The sequence below is a fragment of the Streptomyces sp. NPDC002476 genome, assembly GCF_042889785.1.
GTDB lineage: Bacteria > Actinomycetota > Actinomycetes > Streptomycetales > Streptomycetaceae > Streptomyces.
Genome location: NZ_JBIARH010000008.1, coordinates 75791 through 94199, shown reverse-complemented (window position 1 = coordinate 94199; position 18409 = coordinate 75791). Strand labels below are relative to the sequence as shown.

General features: G+C 70.2%; 17 protein-coding genes and 1 pseudogene. 8 read left to right on the top strand and 10 right to left on the bottom strand.

The genetic code is table 11. The features are described from left to right. Positions 1–133 precede the first annotated feature (133 nt). Both ACFYXM_RS12440 and ACFYXM_RS12435 read left to right on the top strand, forming a co-directional pair. Positions 134–970: an alpha/beta fold hydrolase gene (locus tag ACFYXM_RS12440; RefSeq protein ID WP_389288966.1), complete on the top strand. Its 837-nt coding sequence runs from the start codon at positions 134–136 to the stop codon at positions 968–970. Next, entirely contained in the window at positions 963–1517 is a 555-nt protein-coding gene (locus tag ACFYXM_RS12435) for a WHG domain-containing protein (RefSeq protein ID WP_362623715.1), read from the top strand. The genes ACFYXM_RS12440 and ACFYXM_RS12435 overlap by 8 nt, the downstream gene beginning before the upstream one ends. A 399-nt stretch (positions 1518–1916) precedes the next feature. Here the strand turns inward: ACFYXM_RS12435 and ACFYXM_RS12430 are convergent, their stop codons facing one another. From ACFYXM_RS12430 to ACFYXM_RS12420, 3 genes are read right to left on the bottom strand one after another with little or no spacing between them, the layout of a single operon-like run. Continuing rightward, positions 1917–3758 carry a hypothetical protein gene (locus ACFYXM_RS12430; RefSeq protein WP_389288965.1) on the bottom strand — a complete coding sequence of 614 codons (1842 nt, stop codon included), beginning with the start codon at positions 3756–3758 and terminating at the stop codon, positions 1917–1919. After that, complete coding sequence (locus ACFYXM_RS12425) at positions 3751–4212, bottom strand: ABC-three component system middle component 2 (RefSeq protein WP_389288964.1); 462 nt, start codon at positions 4210–4212, stop codon at positions 3751–3753. Before ACFYXM_RS12425 ends, ACFYXM_RS12430 begins: the two co-directional genes overlap by 8 nt. Continuing rightward, positions 4209–5303, bottom strand: coding sequence for an ABC-three component system protein (locus ACFYXM_RS12420; RefSeq protein ID WP_389288963.1), 1095 nt, complete (start codon positions 5301–5303; stop codon positions 4209–4211). Before ACFYXM_RS12420 ends, ACFYXM_RS12425 begins: the two co-directional genes overlap by 4 nt. 526 nt (positions 5304–5829) lie before the next feature. Between ACFYXM_RS12420 and ACFYXM_RS12415 the strand changes: the two genes are divergently transcribed. Further along, entirely contained in the window at positions 5830–7533 is a 1704-nt protein-coding gene (locus ACFYXM_RS12415) for an amidohydrolase (RefSeq protein WP_389288962.1), read from the top strand. A gap of 31 nt (positions 7534–7564) precedes the next feature. Continuing rightward, positions 7565–8359 carry a LuxR C-terminal-related transcriptional regulator gene (locus ACFYXM_RS12410; protein WP_389288961.1) on the top strand — a complete coding sequence of 265 codons (795 nt, stop codon included), beginning with the start codon at positions 7565–7567 and terminating at the stop codon, positions 8357–8359. A 666-nt stretch (positions 8360–9025) separates the two neighbouring features. On the opposite strand, the pseudogene ACFYXM_RS12405 reads toward ACFYXM_RS12410, so the two are convergent. The 3 genes and pseudogenes from ACFYXM_RS12405 to ACFYXM_RS12395 form a co-directional block, all read right to left on the bottom strand. Then, positions 9026–9439 (bottom strand): annotated as a pseudogene (locus ACFYXM_RS12405) (TetR family transcriptional regulator C-terminal domain-containing protein); the annotation flags it as partial. A gap of 78 nt (positions 9440–9517) precedes the next feature. After that, positions 9518–10321: a MerR family transcriptional regulator gene (locus tag ACFYXM_RS12400; RefSeq protein WP_389288960.1), complete on the bottom strand. Its 804-nt coding sequence runs from the start codon at positions 10319–10321 to the stop codon at positions 9518–9520. Then, on the bottom strand, positions 10314–10850 hold the full coding sequence (locus ACFYXM_RS12395; protein ID WP_389288959.1) for a VOC family protein: 537 nt from the start codon (positions 10848–10850) through the stop codon (positions 10314–10316). The genes ACFYXM_RS12400 and ACFYXM_RS12395 overlap by 8 nt, the downstream gene beginning before the upstream one ends. Positions 10851–11020: 170 nt before the next feature. Between ACFYXM_RS12395 and ACFYXM_RS12390 the strand changes: the two genes are divergently transcribed. Next, complete coding sequence (locus ACFYXM_RS12390; RefSeq protein WP_389288958.1) at positions 11021–11197, top strand: hypothetical protein; 177 nt, start codon at positions 11021–11023, stop codon at positions 11195–11197. Positions 11198–11473: 276 nt separating this feature from the next. On the opposite strand, the gene ACFYXM_RS12385 is transcribed toward ACFYXM_RS12390, so the two are convergent. Genes ACFYXM_RS12385 through ACFYXM_RS12370 form a run of 4 tightly spaced genes read right to left on the bottom strand, consistent with a single transcriptional unit; the run spans position 11474 to position 15256 of the window. After that, positions 11474–12667, bottom strand: coding sequence for an ABC transporter permease (locus ACFYXM_RS12385; RefSeq protein ID WP_389288957.1), 1194 nt, complete (start codon positions 12665–12667; stop codon positions 11474–11476). Then, positions 12664–13518, bottom strand: coding sequence for an ABC transporter ATP-binding protein (locus ACFYXM_RS12380; RefSeq protein WP_389288956.1), 855 nt, complete (start codon positions 13516–13518; stop codon positions 12664–12666). Before ACFYXM_RS12380 ends, ACFYXM_RS12385 begins: the two co-directional genes overlap by 4 nt. Beyond that, positions 13515–14591: a peptidoglycan-binding protein gene (locus ACFYXM_RS12375; protein ID WP_389288955.1), complete on the bottom strand. Its 1077-nt coding sequence runs from the start codon at positions 14589–14591 to the stop codon at positions 13515–13517. The genes ACFYXM_RS12380 and ACFYXM_RS12375 overlap by 4 nt, the downstream gene beginning before the upstream one ends. Next, positions 14588–15256 (bottom strand): hypothetical protein, encoded by a 669-nt coding sequence (locus ACFYXM_RS12370; protein WP_389289102.1) that lies wholly within the window; start codon positions 15254–15256, stop codon positions 14588–14590. The genes ACFYXM_RS12375 and ACFYXM_RS12370 overlap by 4 nt, the downstream gene beginning before the upstream one ends. A 135-nt stretch (positions 15257–15391) precedes the next feature. On the opposite strand from ACFYXM_RS12370, the gene ACFYXM_RS12365 reads away from it, so the two are divergent. The 3 genes from ACFYXM_RS12365 to ACFYXM_RS12355 are packed head-to-tail and all read left to right on the top strand — an operon-like array spanning position 15392 to position 18197. Further along, positions 15392–16084: a response regulator transcription factor gene (locus tag ACFYXM_RS12365; protein ID WP_389288954.1), complete on the top strand. Its 693-nt coding sequence runs from the start codon at positions 15392–15394 to the stop codon at positions 16082–16084. After that, on the top strand, positions 16081–17706 hold the full coding sequence (locus ACFYXM_RS12360; protein ID WP_389288953.1) for an ATP-binding protein: 1626 nt from the start codon (positions 16081–16083) through the stop codon (positions 17704–17706). Before ACFYXM_RS12365 ends, ACFYXM_RS12360 begins: the two co-directional genes overlap by 4 nt. Further along, on the top strand, positions 17703–18197 hold the full coding sequence (locus tag ACFYXM_RS12355) for a hypothetical protein (protein ID WP_389288952.1): 495 nt from the start codon (positions 17703–17705) through the stop codon (positions 18195–18197). The genes ACFYXM_RS12360 and ACFYXM_RS12355 overlap by 4 nt, the downstream gene beginning before the upstream one ends. Positions 18198–18409: the final 212 nt, after the last annotated feature.

Sequence of the window (18409 nt, the reverse complement as noted above, 5' to 3'; positions counted from 1 at the left end):
CCAGCTGCCAGGACACCTGGGCCGGCCCGCCCGCCAGGAGGCGGCTCCCCGCAGGCACAGGATCGAGGTTTGACAGGACTGGCTAATGACATTAGCTTTTTGGTTATACGCATTAGCTCCTGTGGAGGACGGCATGACTGAATTCCTGAAGACCGGCGGCGGACAGCTCGCGTACGACGTGACGGGCGAGGGCCCGCTGATCGTGCTCGCCCATGGCATGGGTGACAACAGGGCGGCCTACCGCGAGGTGGCCGCGCGTCTCGCCGACGCCGGATTCCGCGTCGCCGGCACCGACCTGCGCGGGCACGGCGAGTCCAGCACCGGCTGGACCTCCTACACCCGCACGGATGTGGCGGCCGACCTGCTCGCTCTCGTCCGGCACCTGGGCGGACCCGCCGTCATCGTGGGCCACTCGTTCGCCGGTGGCGCCGCCACCATCGCGGCGGCGCGGGAGCCCGAACTGGTCAGCGCCATCGTCGAGATCAGCCCGTTCACCCGCGCGCAGAAAATCGATGTGGGTGCTCTGGTGTCCCACGCCCGCTACCGCAAGGGCATGGCGCTGCTCATGGGTACCGGGCTCCTGCGCAGCGTCGGGCTGTGGAAGCGCTACCTCGACCATGCCTACCCGGGCCTCCGGCCCGCCGGCGTCGCCGACCATGTCGCCGCGCTCGACGCCGACCTGCGCAGGCCGGGCCGGATGGCGGTCGTCAGCAGGATGGGGATGTCCGCACCCACGGACGCGGGTGCGGTGCTCGCCGACATCCAGTGCCCCGCTCTGGTCATCGGTGGCACGCTCGACCCCGACTGGGCCGACCCCCGGGCCGAGGGCGAGGGCGTCGTGGCGGGGATGCCCGCGGGACTCGGCCGCCTCGAAATGATCGAGGGGGCGGGCCACTACGCCCACGTCCAGTTCCCCGCCGAAGTCACTGCGGCCATCCTGGCCTTCCTCAAGGTCGGCGCTCGTGGCTAGGGCCGCACTCTCCGCGGACGCGGTGGTCGATGTCGCACTACGGATCATCGACGAGGGCTCTCCCACGGCCCTGACCCTGTCGGCGGTCGCAGGCCGGGCGGGTGTGGCCACCCCGTCTCTCTACAAACACGTACGCAACCTCGCCGAGCTGCGTGACCTCCTGTCGGCACGCATCATCAACGAGATCGCCGACCAGGTCGGCGAAGCCGTGCTCGGACGCTCCGCCGACGAGGCGATCCGCGCACTCATGTCGGCCTGGCGCGACTACGCGTCGGCGCACCCGCACCGGTACGCGGCACTCGTCCAGAGCCCCGAGCCACGGACGGCCGAGGCCGGCGCACGACTGATCAAGATCGTGCTGGCCACCCTGCGGGCCTATGGCATGGAGGACTCCGCTGCGATCCACGCGGCCCGATGCCTGCGCGCCGTCGTCCACGGCTTCGCGACCCTGGAGAGCGAAGGCGCGTTCGGGCTCCCCGAGAAACTGGACGAGAGCTACGACCTGCTGATCCACATGGTCATCACGGGCCTGCGCTCGCCTCGTTGACCTCCTTGGCCCCGATCGTCGCGGCCACGGACGGGCCCCGGCCTTCCTCGTCTCAAGGGATCGTGCCGCTGTCCCGACCGACGTTCTCCGATCTCGCACGTGCACGTGAGCGACGGGCGCGCGGGAGGGGCGAGGTTCGTTTCACCACGGCCGACGGGACGTCCGGTCGGCATCCCGGACCCTGTTGAGCCGGTGTGATGCCAGCAGGCAGGTCTGGACACGTGGCCATGCCGAAGTAGGCGTCCTTCCCGTCCTGACGCACGGCCTCGCTGACCGCGTTCGCCATGGCCCTGGCCGTCGTGCGCGCTCCGCTGCACCTCTTCAAGACATGACCGGCCGCGCGGAGTGCCCGGAGCGCCGGGCGAGATACGGAACACCCGGGACCCGATTCTCAGTTGCTCAGTAAGAGCTGTTGGACTTGGGCGTGGCGACGGGAAAGAAGCCACGCCTACCGTCTGCCGACCCGGTGAAGCGGAAGGAGGCGGCCGATGACAGGACATCGGCCGGCGGGTCACCGTTCTCGATGATGATCGCCTGGCCAGGGAAAGTAGCCATATCGCGATAGAAGTGATCCACGACGTGACCGGTGATGTCGACATCCTCACCCACAGGCTCCCGATAGGTGACGACTGGCGAGTCCAATACGACGAATCCGGGGTGGGGACGGTTTCGCTCGATGCAGTATCGGGCGAGAGCGGTGGTGAAGGCCGAGTGCAGAACCGATCGGACGCCCTTGCCACGTCCGGCACGGGGTCGGCTTCCCGCACGGATGTCGGCGGTGTACTGGTCGTACTCAGCGAAGTCGACTGCGGGTACCTTCCACGCTTCGAGGGTCTTCCTGAGAACCGTGTCGAAGGCGTTCAGGAGGCGCGTGGGGATGTGCTCAGCCGGGCGGCTGGTCACGACCGCGCCCTCCCCGTCGAGCTTTGAGCGGCGGTGCTCCAGTTCACCGATGCGGGTATGCAGTTCCAGCTCTCGCTCCAGGGCGGACCGGGCGGTCAGCAGGTCGTCCATGTGCGCTCGCAGCGGGGCGAGTTGCCTTTCGGCTTCCTCGATCTCTGCATCAATGCAGGCTGTTCGGAGCAACAGCGACTCTCTGCGCCGACGCAGTGACTCCATCTCATCGTTCAGGTCGGCGATGGTGGGCAGCAGATCGGTGAGCAGGCTGGCGGTCTTGTCCTGCTCGGCCTGGACAGCCTGGTGCAGCTGGGTGGTTTCCTCGGCACTGTGACTGGGGTGCTGGTGCGCGGGTTCGGCCCCGCAGAAGACGCAGGTTCCGACTCGGAAGAACCCGAGGAGGCTGCCGACCTCGCTCACCGTTTCAAGGCGCTCCAGGTCGGAGCGGTATTGCTCTTCGAGGAGCCGGAACCGGCTGAGGAGGTCGATGACCTCGGTCAAGCGGCTGTCCAGTGCGGCAAGTTCCTGGGATGACTGCATGCGGCTGGTCACCGCTGTGAGGTGACGGTCCGCGATCACGCGCAGGGAGTGGGACTGGGTGTCGACGGTGGTCTGGATCCGCGTCAGCCGCTGGCGCAGCTGGGCCTCGTTCTCCTGGGTGGTGAGCTTGGCGGTGAGGTCGAGAACGATCTGGTCCAGGAGGGTGATCTGTCCTTTGTTGACTCGGCGCTGTCCCTGGTTCAGGCCGGTGTCGACGGCGGGCTCGCCCTCGCCGGTGAGGAGGAACCTCATCACCGAAATCGCCGGGGTTTTGGTGGAGTTGGCATTCGACCGTAAGACCGGTGAGAGAGGGTCGACCATGCGGGTTTCGGTGATGACCGACAGGTGGGCGAGATCGGGAAGGGTCAGGTCGCGGGTGCCACCGACCTCATTCTTGCGAATCCGTACGCCGCCCAGGTCGAGCTCGCCCAAGAGGAACATCGACAGACTGCGGGTACTGCGTGCGGTGTGCGCTGCGGTCAGTTCCCGGTCAGCGGGGCGGGTCACGAGCTCTCTCAGGTCGGCAAAGTGGGCCTGTACGGCGCTGCTGCCGGGCCGACGGACCAGGGTGACGGGGTTGCCGTCCGGCATGCGTAGACCAAGGAGGATCTGGCTGTATCCCTCGGCTTCCGGGATAAGGGTCAGGTTTCCGCCGCCGAGCATGTACTCGATGGAATCGACGATGAAGGACTTCCCGGTGTCAGAGGCCCCGTAGATAACCGTCACGCGCTCGTCGAAGACGACTTGTGCAAGGGGCTTTCCTGATCCGGCGTAGGTGAGGTGGAGCAGTCGGAGGTCAGTCACGGTGGGCCTCGGGCGGCAGGGGTGTATGGGCGGGACGGCTGATCAGGTCGTGTGTGGCTGTGTCCGTGTCGATGCGAGGGGCGTATTTGTTTACCGCCCATTCGGCGCGATTGCGCAAGCGGTCTGCGTAGGGTGTTTCGAGGATGTCCATGAACGCGGGTCCGCGTTCGGTTGCCCGGTACATCAGACCGTCGTGGTGGGCCTCGATCCCGGCCAGTCCGGCACGGATCAGAACGAGCAACCCCTGTTCCAGAACGCGACGTTTCATGCCGAGCTCCCCGGCACGCGCGGGCAAGTCGGGGTGCAGACTTGGCGGGCCATCGAACTCCGCACTGTGCAGGAGCGCGTAGTCGAGCATGACGAGCTGGGACAGATCCATCGGTTCGGGATGGCTCTCCGCGAGCAGGGCCAAGGCGCGCACTCCGACCTCAAGCGGGCTGTTGAGCGGGTTCATGCCTTACCTCCCTGGCACCAAGTGAGCCGGTCCTCGTTCGCCAGGTGATGACATACCCCTTTGCGGTCCAGAGGTCTCACTTGTTTGGCGAGGATCGTCTCGGTGAGTGCCACCTGGCCTGCCGCAGTGAGGACAGCTCTGAGACGTTCGAGCCCGTTGGGGTGCCGTCCATCGGCCACCTCGACGACGATGGTGTGGACGTCGTCGAGCACTGCTTGGAAGTGGCCCTCGGGTGTCGCGTCCCGGGCGAACAGACGCAGGGACTCCGCGCTGTAGAACGCCACGCGCTGACGGTTCAGGTGTTCGCGCGCGTCCGAGTGTTCGGCGACGCGGTCCAGGGTGTCGGCCTTGTCGCCCCACTCCTCACGATAAGCGTCGAGGAGTTTCTGAACGTACCGGGCCTCGATAGGCGTGTGTTTGGCTGGCGGGCTCATGATCTGTGGGCGAGGTGGCAGTGGCTGCCCGAACCGATCGGCCCAGTGGCGGGTGGTGCGGTGCAGGTCGAGCATCTCGTCCATGTCGACCGGCTCAAACATGGAGAAGTCCGTGCTCTGTGCGAGGTCGGTGACCGCCGCACGCTCGTCCGGCCCGAGCGAGGCAATGACGGGGTCCCTGGTGGAGATGAGTTCGCTGAGGAACTTTGCTCGCGTGTCAGACGGCTTGGCGAACTGTCTCACCAGGCTGCGCCCGATGATTGGCGCGGCGAAGATGTACCGGCTCGGAAGGGTGTAGTGCCCTTGAACGACCGCTTTGAACAGCTTCCTGATCTCCGGTGCGGCCTTTGACCAGGTCAGTGCGTCCCCGTAATGCTTGCACTGGTAGCTGTGCCACTCCCCCTCCATCGCCTGCGGCGTCAGGTAGGCGGCCACATCGACACCGTGGTCGCCGGCACCACCATGCCGCTCCACACGCACGTAGCGCGTTTCCAGCGCGGGCACCCACTCTTCTACGAACGATTCGAACTCATGGGGGTCGTAGGCAAAGACCATCTTCTTAGGGCTCGGTAAGGACGGAAAGTGCAACCCGGCACCCGACAGCCTCAGCTTGGGCGAATCGTCGCCGCCCGCCTCCGCGTCTCCCTCTTCCAGCACGTATCCCCCAGTTCAGCCTCCCGCAGAGATCAGCGCGGGATAGCCAGGCAAGACATACCACCGGGCATCCGTTCAATTAAAGGGTTGCTGCGCCTCCTCCATCCAAATCAGGCCACGCTCCTCAGCAGGCCCGAGACTGCGATGACTGGCACTCAAGTGTCTTGCCCGTCCGTCGGCGAATCACGAGTACCTCAAGTCATCAGCCCTTGGCGGGCTTTGTCGCGGGGCTGGCGAGGCCCCAGGTTTCTACATCGACGCCAGCCGTCCAACGGTTGCAGTCTCAGGCCAGCCCCGACCACCTGACCAACACCCGGAACGACCAGATCGTCCGCCACGCTCTGGCCCGACGCAATGAGCCGACCGCGTTCGCAACGGCCCGCACCACCGCGAGGCCGACGCCACCCCACGCCCCGCAAGAGCGCGTATCGGTGGGATGACCGATGTGCGGGGGCGGGCGCGCGGTCATAGTCCTCGGGAGACCGTTCGCGGGCGGCCGTGGTGCGCCCGTTCTTCGAAAGGACCTTCTGTGGGCACGTATGCGGATCTGGTGTTTCTCGGCGGGCGGGTGGTCACCGTCGATGCGGAGTTCTCCGTCGCCTCGGCGCTGGCCGTGACCGGTGGGATCATCACCGCCGTCGGTGGGCGGGACGACGTCGCGCCGCTCGTCGGACCCGGCACCCGCGTCGTCGACCTCCGGGGGGCGACGCTGCTTCCCGGCATCAACGATTCCCATCTGCACGCGTGCGCCTTCGGCATGGCGACGCCTCCGCTCTCGCTCGACCTCGGCCATCCCGCCGTGTCCTCCCTCGCGGACGTGGCCGGGGCGGTGCGGGAGGCCGTCGGGCGGGTTTTGGGCGGGCAGTGGATCACGGGGCACGGCTGGGACACCGGGTACCTCGACGAGTACGTCGCCGATCCGTCGCGGCTGCCCTCACGGCACGACCTCGACGCCGTGAGCCCGGGCCACCCGGTCGTCCTGTACTCCTTCTCCGGGCACGCCACCTGGGTCAACTCCAAGGCGCTGGAGCTCATCGGGATCGACCGGCACACCGTCGCACCGCCCGGCGGGGCGATCGTCGTGGACGAGTCCGGGGAGCCGACCGGGCTGCTCCACGAGGGGGCGCAGGCCCTCGTCCAGAACGCATTGCCGCCGCTCAGCCGGCAGGAGCGGACCGACGCGATCCGGTCGGCCCTCGCCACGCTGGCCCGGCTCGGCGTGACCAGCTTCACCGAGCCCGGGCTCGGCCCCGGCGGCGACGGCATCATGCGGGGCGCGCTCGGCACGGAGACCCTCGACGTCTACCGCCGGCTGCTGGCCGACGGCGAACTGACGGCCCGTGTCGGCGTTCTGCTCCTGCCCACCGGAATGGCGAGCACCGCCGAGGAGTTCGCCCGCGCGCTCACCGCTCTCGGCGAGTCCGGTGACGCCGATCCGCGCCGCCTCGCGACCCACGGGGTCAAGGTCTTCGCCGACGGCATCGTCCCCAACAAGACGGCCTGGATGCACGAACCATACGTCGGCGGTGGCTGCGGCTCCCTGTGCGTCGGCGGCGAGACCGACGGCGAACGGATCGCCGAGATCGGCACCATGATCCGGCATGCCCACGCCGCCGGGCACCAGTTGGGGGTCCACGTCACCGGTGACCGGGCGATAGACACCGTCGCGGACGCCTTCGCCGCGGTCATGGCCGAGCACCCGCGGCCCGACGCCCGCCACTACGTCATCCACGGCGACTTCCTCACCGCACACAGCATGAAGGTACTGGCCGCGCACGGCTTCGGCGTCAACATGAACCCCACCATCAAGTGGACGGTCGCCGACATGGAGGAGGAGTTCGTCGGCACGGAACGGGCCGCGTACGCATGGCCCTACCGCGATGCCATCGACGCCGGGGTGCGGGTCGCGAGCGGGTCCGACGCCCCCGTCACGTACCCGGACTGGCGCCAGGGCGTCGCCACCATGGTGCTGCGCGAGTCCAAGGCCGCGGGCCGGGTCAGCGGCCCCGAGCAGCGCATCGCCCTGGCCGAGGCGATCCGTACGTACACGATCGACGCGGCCTGGCAGGACTTCGCCGACGACTGGAAGGGCTCCCTGGAGCCGGGCAAGGTCGCCGACTTCTGCGTGCTCGACGGGGACCTGCTCACCGCCGACCCCCACGACATCCCGGAGATGCCCGTCGTCCTCACCGTCGTGGACGGGCAGGTCGTGCACGACACCCTTCGCGATTGACGTATTCCGGGCGCTTGATCATCCTTGGAGGATGGCAGCGGAGCGGAGCACGGCGGACGTCCTGGACGCGGCGGTGCAGGTCCGTGAGGCCGCCAGGAGCGGCGCGACCGGCGTCGGCACGGTCCTGGCGGCGCTGTCGGAGGTGATGGAGTACGATCACGCCTCCCTCGCCCGGTGGGATCCACTGCGGCGGCGCCACACCACCCTGGCCGGGAGCTACCCGGACGACGCCACGGCCTACATCGAGACCCGTCTCCACCACGACCCGGTGTTCCCCGTGCTCCGCAGCCCGGCCCGGGGCGGTCTCTGGCTCAGGGACGTGCCCCGGCAACTTCTGGCGACGTCCCCGGGCTTCCGGGAGGTGCTGTGTCCCCTCGGCATCGAGGACGGCGTGGCCCAGTGCCTGTTCGCCGCCGACGGCCGGTACGTCGGCATGCTGAACGTCAGCACCCGCCGGCCGCGGCACACGCCCGATCCGGCCCGCGCCGTGATCACCCTGCTCACCGAGGCCCTCACCGCGGCCGTCGACCCCCGCGCGGGCCTGCCGCCCGAGGAGGTCACCGCGTTCGCCCCCGAGGCGGACCCGCGACACCCGGACACGCGACACCCGAACGCACGGCGGCCCGGCGGACTCTCGCCGCGGGAGCTCCAGGTGCTGGCCGAACTGACCGTCGGCCGCACCAACCGGGAGATCGCCGAGCGGCTGTACGTCACGCCGCGGACCGTGGGGACCCACATCGAGCACATCCTCGCCAAGCTCGGCCTCCCCAACCGCGCGGCCGCCGCCGCCCGAGCCGCCGCCTGGGGAATCGAGCCCTCGCGCTGACGCGAGTGCGCGCACGCCGACGACGGCGAGTCGTCGGTGGACGCCACCGTCTTCGCACCGGTGCGCATCACGCTCCACGCGAACTCGGCCCTGCTGCTTCCGCGCGACACCGGACCCGCGTGATTCCGGTGCTCGCGATCCGGTGCTCGCAGTCCGGTGTTCTCGCAGTCCGGTGTTCTCGGGTCGACGGCATCCCGGTGCTGTTGAAGAACCTGTTCCGCCTGCGGCGACGACGCTCGCCGCAGGCGGTGACGCGGTGACGGACGAGCCCGGTAACCCGGTAGCCGGTCCGACGGCCGGTCAGAGGCTGGGGTCCACCAGGATCTTGACGGCCGTCTCGTTGTGGTGGATCAGGGTCTCGGAACCGTCGACGACGAGGTCGTCCAGGCCGATCGTCTTGGTGTTGACCGACATCGGACCGACACCGCGAGTCGGCCCCGGCATCCGCCCGGAGCGGCATTCGGCTCGGCGCCCGGGCCGATCGTGCTCGCTCTCACCCTCCGGTGGTACATGACGGGCGAGCAGCACCCGCTCCTCCTCGATGCACACGGCGTACGTTGCCAGGCCGCCAGGCTGCCAGCAGCCCCCTCGTCCCGACGGCGCACGTTCAACGGCACGGCATCGACCGATTCGGGCGCGCTCCGGGGCCGGGGCACGGTCGGCTCCTCAGGAGGCTTCGGCGGGCCCGGGCAGGAAGATCTGGTCCAGGTGGTGGGCGAGCACCCCGGCGGCCGACTCCGCACTGCGCTGGCCGACGAGGACTCCGGTGCCGAGCCCGGCGGACATGGCGAGCAGCCCGGCCGCCGCGGCACGGGGGTCCACGCCGGGCCGCAGGCGCCCTTGTTCCGCCGCCTGCCCGAGCAGACCGGCCACGGTGTCCTCGGCGGTGTCGGGGTCCTTGATGAACGGCTGGGCGGCGAGGGCTTCGTCGGTCACGGCCAGGACCGCGTACGAGGTGTACAGGTGGTGGAAGACACGGCTCTCCTCGTCGACGGGCAGGGCCGCCGCCAGCAACGCCTCGATGACCGCGCGCGCTCCCGGATCGGTCCCGGCGGCCCGCACCCGGGCGGCCACCCGTTCGGTGACGGACAAGGTTTACCGGAAGGAGCACCGTCCGGGCCGAACGCCCGCGCGGATGCAGGCTTCCGGACCCGCGCTCTACTGCCAGGTCGCGGTATCGGGGTCGATGCTGTGGGCGCGCGCGCCGGCGTCGATGATTCGACGGAACCACGTGGCAAGGCCGGCGCGGATGCCGTCGTAGTGGGCGGCAAATGCCGGATCGGCCTCATACATGCGGCCGAGACAGACCTGCATCTGCCTGGTGAGGGGAAAGTACGAAGCGAAGACTTCGCGGTGCCACTCGACGAGTTGATCCGCCTCCGGGCTTCCAGGTGTGACGCCGGCGTCCATCGCATCCCCGAGGGCGCGGTCGAAGTCGGCCATGGCGTCGGTGACGGCCTGCCATTCCTCCGGACCGCGAGAGGCCGAGCGCTCGGCGTACTGACGCCATTGCGTCGTGTCTCCGTAGCGCTGACGGGCTTGCGCGGGCCAGTCCGGGTTCCACTGGGGGCCGAAGATCGCGGTCTGCTGCTCGACGGTCAGCAGCAGGCCGCGCTCGTGGGCGTCGATCATCCGATCCAGTCCGGCGCCGAGCTGCTGGAGGCGGTCGATCCGTTCGGCAACCTGGGTGCGCTGCGCGCGCAATGCGCCGGGCACGTCCGCGGTCGAGTCGTCCAAGACGGCCCTGATCCTGTCCAGGCCGAGACCGATCTCTCGGTAGACGACGATGCGGTGCAGGCGTTCCAGATCACCGACGGTGTAGAGCCGGTATCCGGCAGCCGAGCGCAGCGACGGTCGCGCCAGACCTGTCTCGTCCCAGTGGTGCAGCGCGCGGACTGTCACGCCCAGACGCGTCGAGACCTGCCCGACGGTCAGGCCATCGGTGTCAGTGGCGTCAGTCATGCTCCACATTGTCGCCGCGGCCGATGCCCGGTGGGGTGATCCCGATGGCTTCAAGGTTCCGCGCTTCCTGACTGGCCGGATCGAATGGCTTCGCCGCGGTGATGACGATCCGTGCGTTCTCGGGGGTGATCACCTCCACGTCGCGGGTGTTCCAGGGAGTGTCCCGCGGACCGTCGACCGAGTTCGGGCGCACCGCACGACAGGCCTCGACAAGGGGATCGATCTGGCTGAGTACGCACGAGAAACTGAAGCTCATCGCTGGTGCCTGCTCCGGAACGCTCGCCGCCGTGACGAGGAGTACGTCCTGGAACGCCCACCGGCGCAGATGCACCAGCCTGCCGGGGATGCTGAACAGCTCGAAGAACCCGAGCCCCCGGGTCCAGAAGTCCGCCGACGCCGCCACATCGCTCGTGGGGATCGTCACGAACGCGGGCATTCCGTAGATGCCACGGAACGGCTCCGGCGGAACCGCATCCGGGCCGGGGGCGGGCACGGGACTCATCTCGAACGCGTTGTAGTAGTCGCTCATGCGCTCCACTCTTCAGCCTCACGCGACGTGAGGGTCAAGCCGAGTCGGTGAATCCCGCCCTGCCCCAACGACTGCGACGAGCGTTGTGGCCGGGTACGTCCAGGCCCTGCGTCGAACTGCCGTCTGTCGTGCGACGCCCGGTCCGCACGCCCCGTGGTCGGCACCGACAGGTGCTCCTCACCCCGTTCGACATCCAGGTTCCCAACGACGCCCGCACCGGCGCCGCGGACGAGGCATCGTTCACGCTCCGCGCTCCGGACGGGGAGATCCCGGGCACGTCCGTCGCCGAAGGAGCGCTGGAGGTGGCCGCCGGCACGCTCATCGGCCCCGTCCGGCGCGGCGCCTGACCCGGCCCAAGGGACGTCCCCGGGTGATCCGGCCGCAGACCACGCCGCGCACCTGAACGGTACGCGGAACAGCGCGAGTTCACCTTCACCTGCACGGGAACCGGGGGCGCGGCACGAGCCGCCGTCGACGCATCCGGCTCCGGGTCCCTGGGCCAGAGCCCCTGGCCCCTGGAGCACCACGTGCCCCGTACACCACGCCCCGCCGGGAGCCGTGCACGGCGCACCGTCCCACCCGGGCCACCCGTACACCGCCCCCTCACCCCGTACGCCGCTGCCTCACGTCGCGTGCAGGGCCACGGTCGGGTGGAGGCGGGAGGCGCGGATCGCGGGATAGAGGCCCGCGACCACGCCGATCAGGAGGGTGGCGGCCAGGCCACCCGCCAGGGACCAGGGCGGGACCACCGCGGTCCACTCCTGGACCCGCGCGAAGCCGTACGTCGCCGCCGCTCCCAGCAGCGCGCCCGTCACGCCGCCCAGCGCCGACAACAGCAGCGACTCCGCCAGGAACTGGAGCCGGATCGCACTGCGTGTCGCTCCCAGCGAACGGCGCAGACCGATCTCCTGGCGGCGCTCCAGGACGGAGATGACCATGGTGTTCGCCACGCCCACACCTCCCACCAGGAGGGCCACCGCGCCCAGGCCGAGCATCAGGGTCGTCAGTCCTTCGTCGGTGGCGGCCTTGGCGGCCAGCGCGTCCGAGGGGCGCGAGACCTTGACGCCCGCCTCGTCCCCGGGGCTGATGGTGCGGGCCAGGACCGCCCGCACGTCCTCCACCGAGGCGTCCGTGGAGCGCTCGAAAATCGTGGTGGGGTGGCCGTCGAAACCGAAGTGGCGCTCGGCGGCGGGGAATCCGACCATCGCCACCCGGTCCAGGGTGGGCACGAGTTCGAGCGGCTTGAGGATGCCGACGACCACCACGCGGGTGTCGTTCATCATGATCGTCTCGCCGGTGCGGGTGATGCCGAGGCGCTCCGCCGCCACCGCCCCGAGAACCGTCGTCGGGAGGCGCTCACCGGCCGGGTCCAGCCAGGCGCCCTTGTCCACCTCACCGCCGAGCGTGGACAGCAGGTCGAGGCGGGCCGCCTGCGCGGTGACGCCGGCGGTGCGTTCCTCGGGGACGACGTCGCTGCGGCGGATCCGGGCGTCGATGTCGGCTGTGGCCGTGGCGTGCAGCACCGGGCCGACGCGCTCGACCATCGCCACCGCGCTCTTGGGGAGCTTTACCACCTGTCCCATGGCGTCCTTGCCCGCCTCGGCGGTGAGGAGGTTGGTGCCGAGGCCGTCGAGCCGGGCCATCAGGTCCGCACGGCTCGACTCGGACAGACCGACGACCGCGACCATCGTCGCGATGCCGATGGCGATGCCGAGCGCCGAGAGCACCACACGCGCACGGCGCGCGCGAAGGCCGAACGCGCCGACGCGCACGATGTCGCGGAGGGGGAGGCGGGACGGTCTGAGGTCGTTCTTCACCGGTCGGCCTCTTCTTCCGTACGGGAGACGGGTCCTGGGCCGGATCCCGCGCCGGAGCACGAGATGGGTCCCGCGCCGGAGCACGAGATGGGTCCCGCGCCGGAGCGAGCGGTGGGACCTGCGCCGGAGCGCGAGGCGGGTCCTGTGCCGCAGTCCGCGCCGCGCAGCATTCCGGCACGCGAGTCCGCGACGATCTCGCCGTCCCTGAACCGGACCCGGCGCGGCAGCGCGTCCGCGATCTCGTTGTCGTGGGTGATCACGCAGATGGTGGTGCCGGACGCGTTCAGCTCGTGCAGCAACTCCATGACGATCTCGCCGGACGCGGTGTCCAACGCCCCGGTCGGCTCGTCCGCCAGCAGCAGCCGAGGGTTTCCCACCAGGGCGCGGGCGATGGCCACGCGCTGCTTCTCGCCGCCCGACAGCTCGTTCGGCGTGTGTGCGCGGCGGTGGTCCAGCCGCACCTGGGCCAGCGCCTCCCGGGCACGGGCACGCCGTCGGCTCAGCGGTACGCCCGCGTACAGCAGCCCGTCGGCCACGTTGTCCACCGCGTCGCGCCCCGCCGCAAGGTGGAAGTGCTGGAACACGAAGCCGATGTGGCGGGCGCGCAGCGCGGAGAGCCGGGAGTCGGAGAGCTCGGACACGTCGTACCCGGCGACCCGGACGGTGCCCGTGGTGGGCTTGTCGAGCGTGCCCATGATGTTGAGCATCGTGGACTTGCCGGAGCCGGACGGGCCGACCACGGCGACCATTTCCCCTTCTCCGACGATGAGGTTCACTCCGCGCAGCGCGTGGACGCCACCGGGGTACGACTTGCCGGCATCGCGCAGTTCGATCACCGGATCCCGTGTCATGACTTCGCCACTCCGACCTTCATGCCCTCGCGCACGTCCGGGCCACTGACCTCGATCAGCCCGTCGGCGGTCATGCCCGTCTCCACCCGCACCATCGTCGAGGTGGTGCCCCGGACGACTTGGAGGCCGTAGCCGCCGTTCTCGCCCCGCAGCGCGACGACCGCCTCGACGGGGACCGCGAGGACGCCCTTGCGCGCCTCGCTGACGAACTTCACGCTCGCCGACACCGTGGCGTCCTCGCCGGACGCAGCCTTCGCCCCGCCGTCCAGGACCACCTCGACGGTGATGCCCTCCTGCGCGCCGGCACCGCCCTCGGCGGCGGAGTCCTCCGGGCGTACCGTCCCGGCGACGTCGCCGGACACGGTCTTCCCGCTCGGCAGGGTGACCTCGACCCTGGTCCCGCGTGCGGTGAGCGCGCCGTCGGTCTGGTCGAGTTGCGCCCGTACGACGGGCTTGGTGGAGGCGACCGTCAGGACCGGCGTGTCCGGGCCCACCTGGTCGGCGAGCGCCGCGTCGGCGGAGACCACCTTGACCGGACCGGGCTGGAAGACGACATCGCCCTGGCCGACCCTGCCGGTGGCGTCACGGTTCAGGGACTTCTGCCACCGCTTGACGGCGGCCTCGGTGTCCGTGTCGTACCGCGTGTCGACGTACAGGTTCGCCCCGTACCCCAAGTCGCGCAGACCGCGCTCCAGTTCGAGTACGTCGCTGCCCCGGTCGCCCACCTTCATCTCGCGGAACATCGGGACCGGTCCGTAGAGAAGGGTGACGGGCTTGTCGTTCAGTTCGTACAGGGCCTGCCCGATGGTCAGTGTCTTCCCTTCGGAGGCGGCCACCGTGACGGTGCCCTCGACGGCGGACTTGACCACGCGGCGCTGGGCGAAGTCGAGCTTGCCGTCGACCGTCTTGGACTGCACGAGGTCGGTGCGTACGACGGTCGCGGTGGCCGGTGGCAGGTCGCCGTCCTTGCCGGAGGCGCCCGCGTCGCCGCCGTCGAGAGGGAGCAGGAAGCCCCCGGCGACAGCGGCGACGACCACGGCGCCGAGTGTGATCGCGAGGGTGCGGCGCTTCACTGCATGCCGTCCAGACCGTCGAGCAGCTTCGGCCCGCACGCCTCGCGGGCCTTCTTGTACGTCGGCGAGTTCGAGTCGATGGACGGGGACGCCGGGTCGGGGTCGCCGCCCGGCTGGGCGTTGCCCCCGCTCATGGTCGGATTGGTGAACCTGGAGACGCCGTTGTCCCGCATGCACTTGGCGTGCGCGAGCATCGACTCGTAGTCCTTCTGCTGGTCGCGCTTGGGCTCGGCCGCCATGGCGGCCCGCAACTCGTCCACACAGGAGCCCTCCTTGCCGCCCTTGATGCCGTCGTTGCGGCCGGGCTGGGCGCCGATCTCGTTGACCTTGTCCCAGTCGAGGTGCCCGCTGAGCTTGGGGTCGGGGAAGTCCTTGTAGCCCCCCTTGGCGCGCATGCACTGGACGTACTTCATCTGGGCGTCGTAGAACTCGCTCTTGCCCGCGGCCTGGCCGCCCTGGCTCTTCCCGTCCTTCGCGGTGCTCGCATCGTTCGTGGCCGGCGCTTCCGGTACGTCGGCGATCGTGTTGTCCTTCTTCATCCCGCCGGCGCTGTCGTCCCCGCCGCCGCAGGCGACGGAGAGGGCGAGCACGGGCACGGCCACGAAGGCGGCCAGGCGCAGCCGGGCAGTGGTGAATCGGGGGTTCGTCCTGATGAGGAAGTTCATGCGTCCCACGTTCGCCACCACGGATGATGAGCCGTCCATGGCCACATGATGAGAACGTAACAATGCCCCTGGCCTGCGGGCCCGCCCCGTTCCGGCCTGGTCGGAAGGGGTCCTGAGGTGCTCATAATCGGTCCCATGCCGCATGTGCTGCTCATCGAGGACGACGTGTCCGTACGGGACGGAATGGAGCTCGTGCTGCGCCGGCACGGGTACGGCGTGGACACCGCCGCCACCGGCGAACAGGCGCTCGCCCTGCTGGCCGGGGAACAGGGCGCGCGGGTCGAACTGGCCGTCGTGGACCTGATGCTGCCGGGCATGGACGGCTTCGAGGTGTGCCGCCGCATCCGGGCCCGCTCGGCGACCCTGCCGGTCATCATGCTGACCGCGCGCGGCGACGACGAGGACATCGTGACCGGGCTGGAGGCCGGCGCCGACGACTACGTCGTCAAGCCCGTCACCGCGCCCGTACTGCAGGCCCGTATCCGGGCCGCGCTGCGGCGTGCGGAACCGTCGGCATGGCAGGGGCAGGACGCCGATCTCGCCGGACTGACGATCGACCGCGCCGGACTGACCGTCACCAGAAACGGCACCCCCGTCCCGCTCCCGCCCACCGAACTGCGGCTGCTGCTGGAGCTGTCGGCCTCCCCCGGCCGGGTCCTCAGCCGCGAGCAGCTTCTCGAATCCGTCTGGGACCACAGCTTCCTGGGCGACTCCCGGCTGGTGGACGCGGCGGTCGGCAGACTACGGGCCAAGATCGAGGAAGTGCCGGCCAAGCCCCGGTACATACAGACGGTGCGGGGCTTCGGCTACCGCTTCGGGCCCCTGTGAACCGTACGGTCGGGGGGCACGAGGACCAGCGCCGTGCCACCTCGGCTCGACGCACGTGGCGGCTCGTCGGCGGGCTGCGCACCCGGCTCGTCGTCACGTTCGTCCTCGTCGCCCTCGTCAGCGCGCTGACCGCGACCACCCTCGCCTACCGGGACGCCCGCACCGCCGTCCTCCGGCGCACCCAGGACACCGCCGTGGACGACCTCCGGGATCGGGCCACCGCGGTCGCCGCCGACTTCGACCTGCCGCCCGACCAGGAGTCACTGTCCCGGTTCGCGGCGAAGGTCTCCGACGGTCTCGGCGCCCGCATCGTGGTCGCCCGCTACCAGGACCTCGTCGCGGTCTCCGACACGCTCGCCGCCACGAAGGAACGGATCACGGTCGAACTGCGCGCCGCCGTCATGACCGGGGACGGTGCCCGGTTCCAGCGGGTGATGTGGCGGGGCGAGCCCTACCTGGTCGTGGGCATGCCCGTGACGTACGCCGACGGGGACCGCGGCACCTCGGGCCTGGAGGTCTACGCGATCACGGATCTGCGGGCCGAACGCGACGACACCGCCGCTCTGCTGGACTCCGTACGGGCGGGCACCGTGCCGGTGGTGCTGCTGGCCGCGGTCCTGGCCCTGCTGGCCGCGGGGACGGTCCTTCGCCCGGTACGGAAGCTGGGCCGGGCCACTCGGGAGCTCGCGGCCGGAGACCTCGGCAGCCGGGTGGCCGTCACCGGGCACGACGAACTCGCCGACCTGGCACGGACGTTCAACGAGACCGCCGACGCGCTCCAGACCTCCGACGCGGAACTGCGCGAGCAGGAGGCGAAGGCACGCCGCTTTGTGGCGGACGTGTCGCACGAACTGCGCACGCCCCTCGCGGCGATGACGATGGTGGCGACCGTCCTGGAGGAGGACGCCGACCAACTGCCGCCGGACGCCGCGCGGGCGGCCCGCACCGTGGGCGCGGAGACGGCACGGCTGTCCCGGCTGGTCGAGGACCTGATGGAGATCTCCCGCTTCGACGCCGGGGCGGTACGGCTGAACGCGTCCGAGACGGATCTGGCCGACACCGTGCGGGCGTCGCTGGCGCTGCGCGGCTGGACGGACCGGGTGGAGACGCGCCTCCCCGAAGGGCTGCGGGCGGTGGTCGACCGGCGCCGCGTCGACGTGATCGTCGCGAACCTGGTGGGCAACGCGCTGCGGCACGGGGCCCCTCCGGTCACCGTGACCCTCGGGACGGCCCGGGCGGCGGACGGGGAGAGCGGGGAGTGGGTAACGCTGGAGGTCGCCGACCACGGCCCCGGGCTGCCGCCGGGGGCCCGGGAGCGGGTCTTCGACCGGTTCTACAAGGCGGACGCGGCCCGTACGCGCGGCGCGGCCGCCGACGGACAGGGCAGCGGCCTCGGTACGGCGATCGCGCTGGAGAACGCACGGCTGCACGGCGGCACGATCGACGTGGCCGCCGTTGCCGATGTGGCCGATGCAGCGGGCATGCCCGACGGGTCCGATGCGGCTGATGCGGTCGGCGTGACTCATGCGGCTGACGCGGCTGTTGCGGCCGACGGACCGCGGCGCGGCGCGGTGTTCACACTGCGGCTGCCTCTGCGACGCGCGGAAGGGGAAGCGGAATGAGGAGCCGGTTCACGGGTCTGGCCGTCGCGCTGGGAATCGTCCTCACCGGCTGCGGCGTCCAGCCGACCGGGGTGGTGGGCGCGGGCGAGCCCGCGTCCGGGCTGACGCACGGGGCACGGCTGTACTTCGCGACCGCCGGCGGACTGCGCGCGGTGCCCGTGGGCGACAAGGAGATCAAGGACCTCAACACGGTGGTGAAACTGCTTCTCCTGGGGCCGCCGCCCGGCGGCCGGGCCGACGGTCTCACCTCGTTCGTCGAGCTGCCCGGCTTCACGGCGACCGGCAAGGGGGCCCGAGTGACGTTGCGTCTCGACGGTGCCTACGCGGGGACGGGGCGCGACCAGGGCACGGGGCAACTGGTGTGCACGCTGGCGAGCGCCCAGTCCGTGCTCGCTCCGCGGGTCAGGACCGATGACGTGGAGGTCACCGTACGGCCGTCCGGAAGCGCCGTGCTGGGGCCGTACCGGTGTGCGGAGTTCCTCAACGGGTGAGGGTGCGCGGCTGTCCGTGTACTGCGACGCGAGAAGCAGTACACGGACGGCCGGGTATTCACGTTCTGCCGTCGATCCTTTTCCATATTGATGGAAACCGGACAGCGCGGGGTCTGGTGATGACTTGACGTCGACCTCCGGGACGGGACTGCCTGAAGGGGCATTCGCAAGAAGATCAGATCAGGGGTTACCTATTGACCTCTGACCGGAAA

What these genes read in the sequence shown, in the direction of transcription:
- ACFYXM_RS12440 (WP_389288966.1), top strand. Translation starts at nt 134, where the DNA reads ATGACTGAATTCCTGAAGACCGGCGGCGGACAGCTCGCGTACGACGTG.
- ACFYXM_RS12425 (WP_389288964.1), bottom strand. Translation starts at nt 4,212, where the DNA reads ATGAACCCGCTCAACAGCCCGCTTGAGGTCGGAGTGCGCGCCTTGGCC.
- ACFYXM_RS12410 (WP_389288961.1), top strand. Translation starts at nt 7,565, where the DNA reads ATGGCAGCGGAGCGGAGCACGGCGGACGTCCTGGACGCGGCGGTGCAG.
- ACFYXM_RS12400 (WP_389288960.1), bottom strand. Translation starts at nt 10,321, where the DNA reads ATGACTGACGCCACTGACACCGATGGCCTGACCGTCGGGCAGGTCTCG.
- ACFYXM_RS12395 (WP_389288959.1), bottom strand. Translation starts at nt 10,850, where the DNA reads ATGAGCGACTACTACAACGCGTTCGAGATGAGTCCCGTGCCCGCCCCC.
- ACFYXM_RS12380 (WP_389288956.1), bottom strand. Translation starts at nt 13,518, where the DNA reads ATGACACGGGATCCGGTGATCGAACTGCGCGATGCCGGCAAGTCGTAC.
- ACFYXM_RS12370 (WP_389289102.1), bottom strand. Translation starts at nt 15,256, where the DNA reads ATGAACTTCCTCATCAGGACGAACCCCCGATTCACCACTGCCCGGCTG.
- ACFYXM_RS12365 (WP_389288954.1), top strand. Translation starts at nt 15,392, where the DNA reads ATGCCGCATGTGCTGCTCATCGAGGACGACGTGTCCGTACGGGACGGA.
- ACFYXM_RS12355 (WP_389288952.1), top strand. Translation starts at nt 17,703, where the DNA reads ATGAGGAGCCGGTTCACGGGTCTGGCCGTCGCGCTGGGAATCGTCCTC.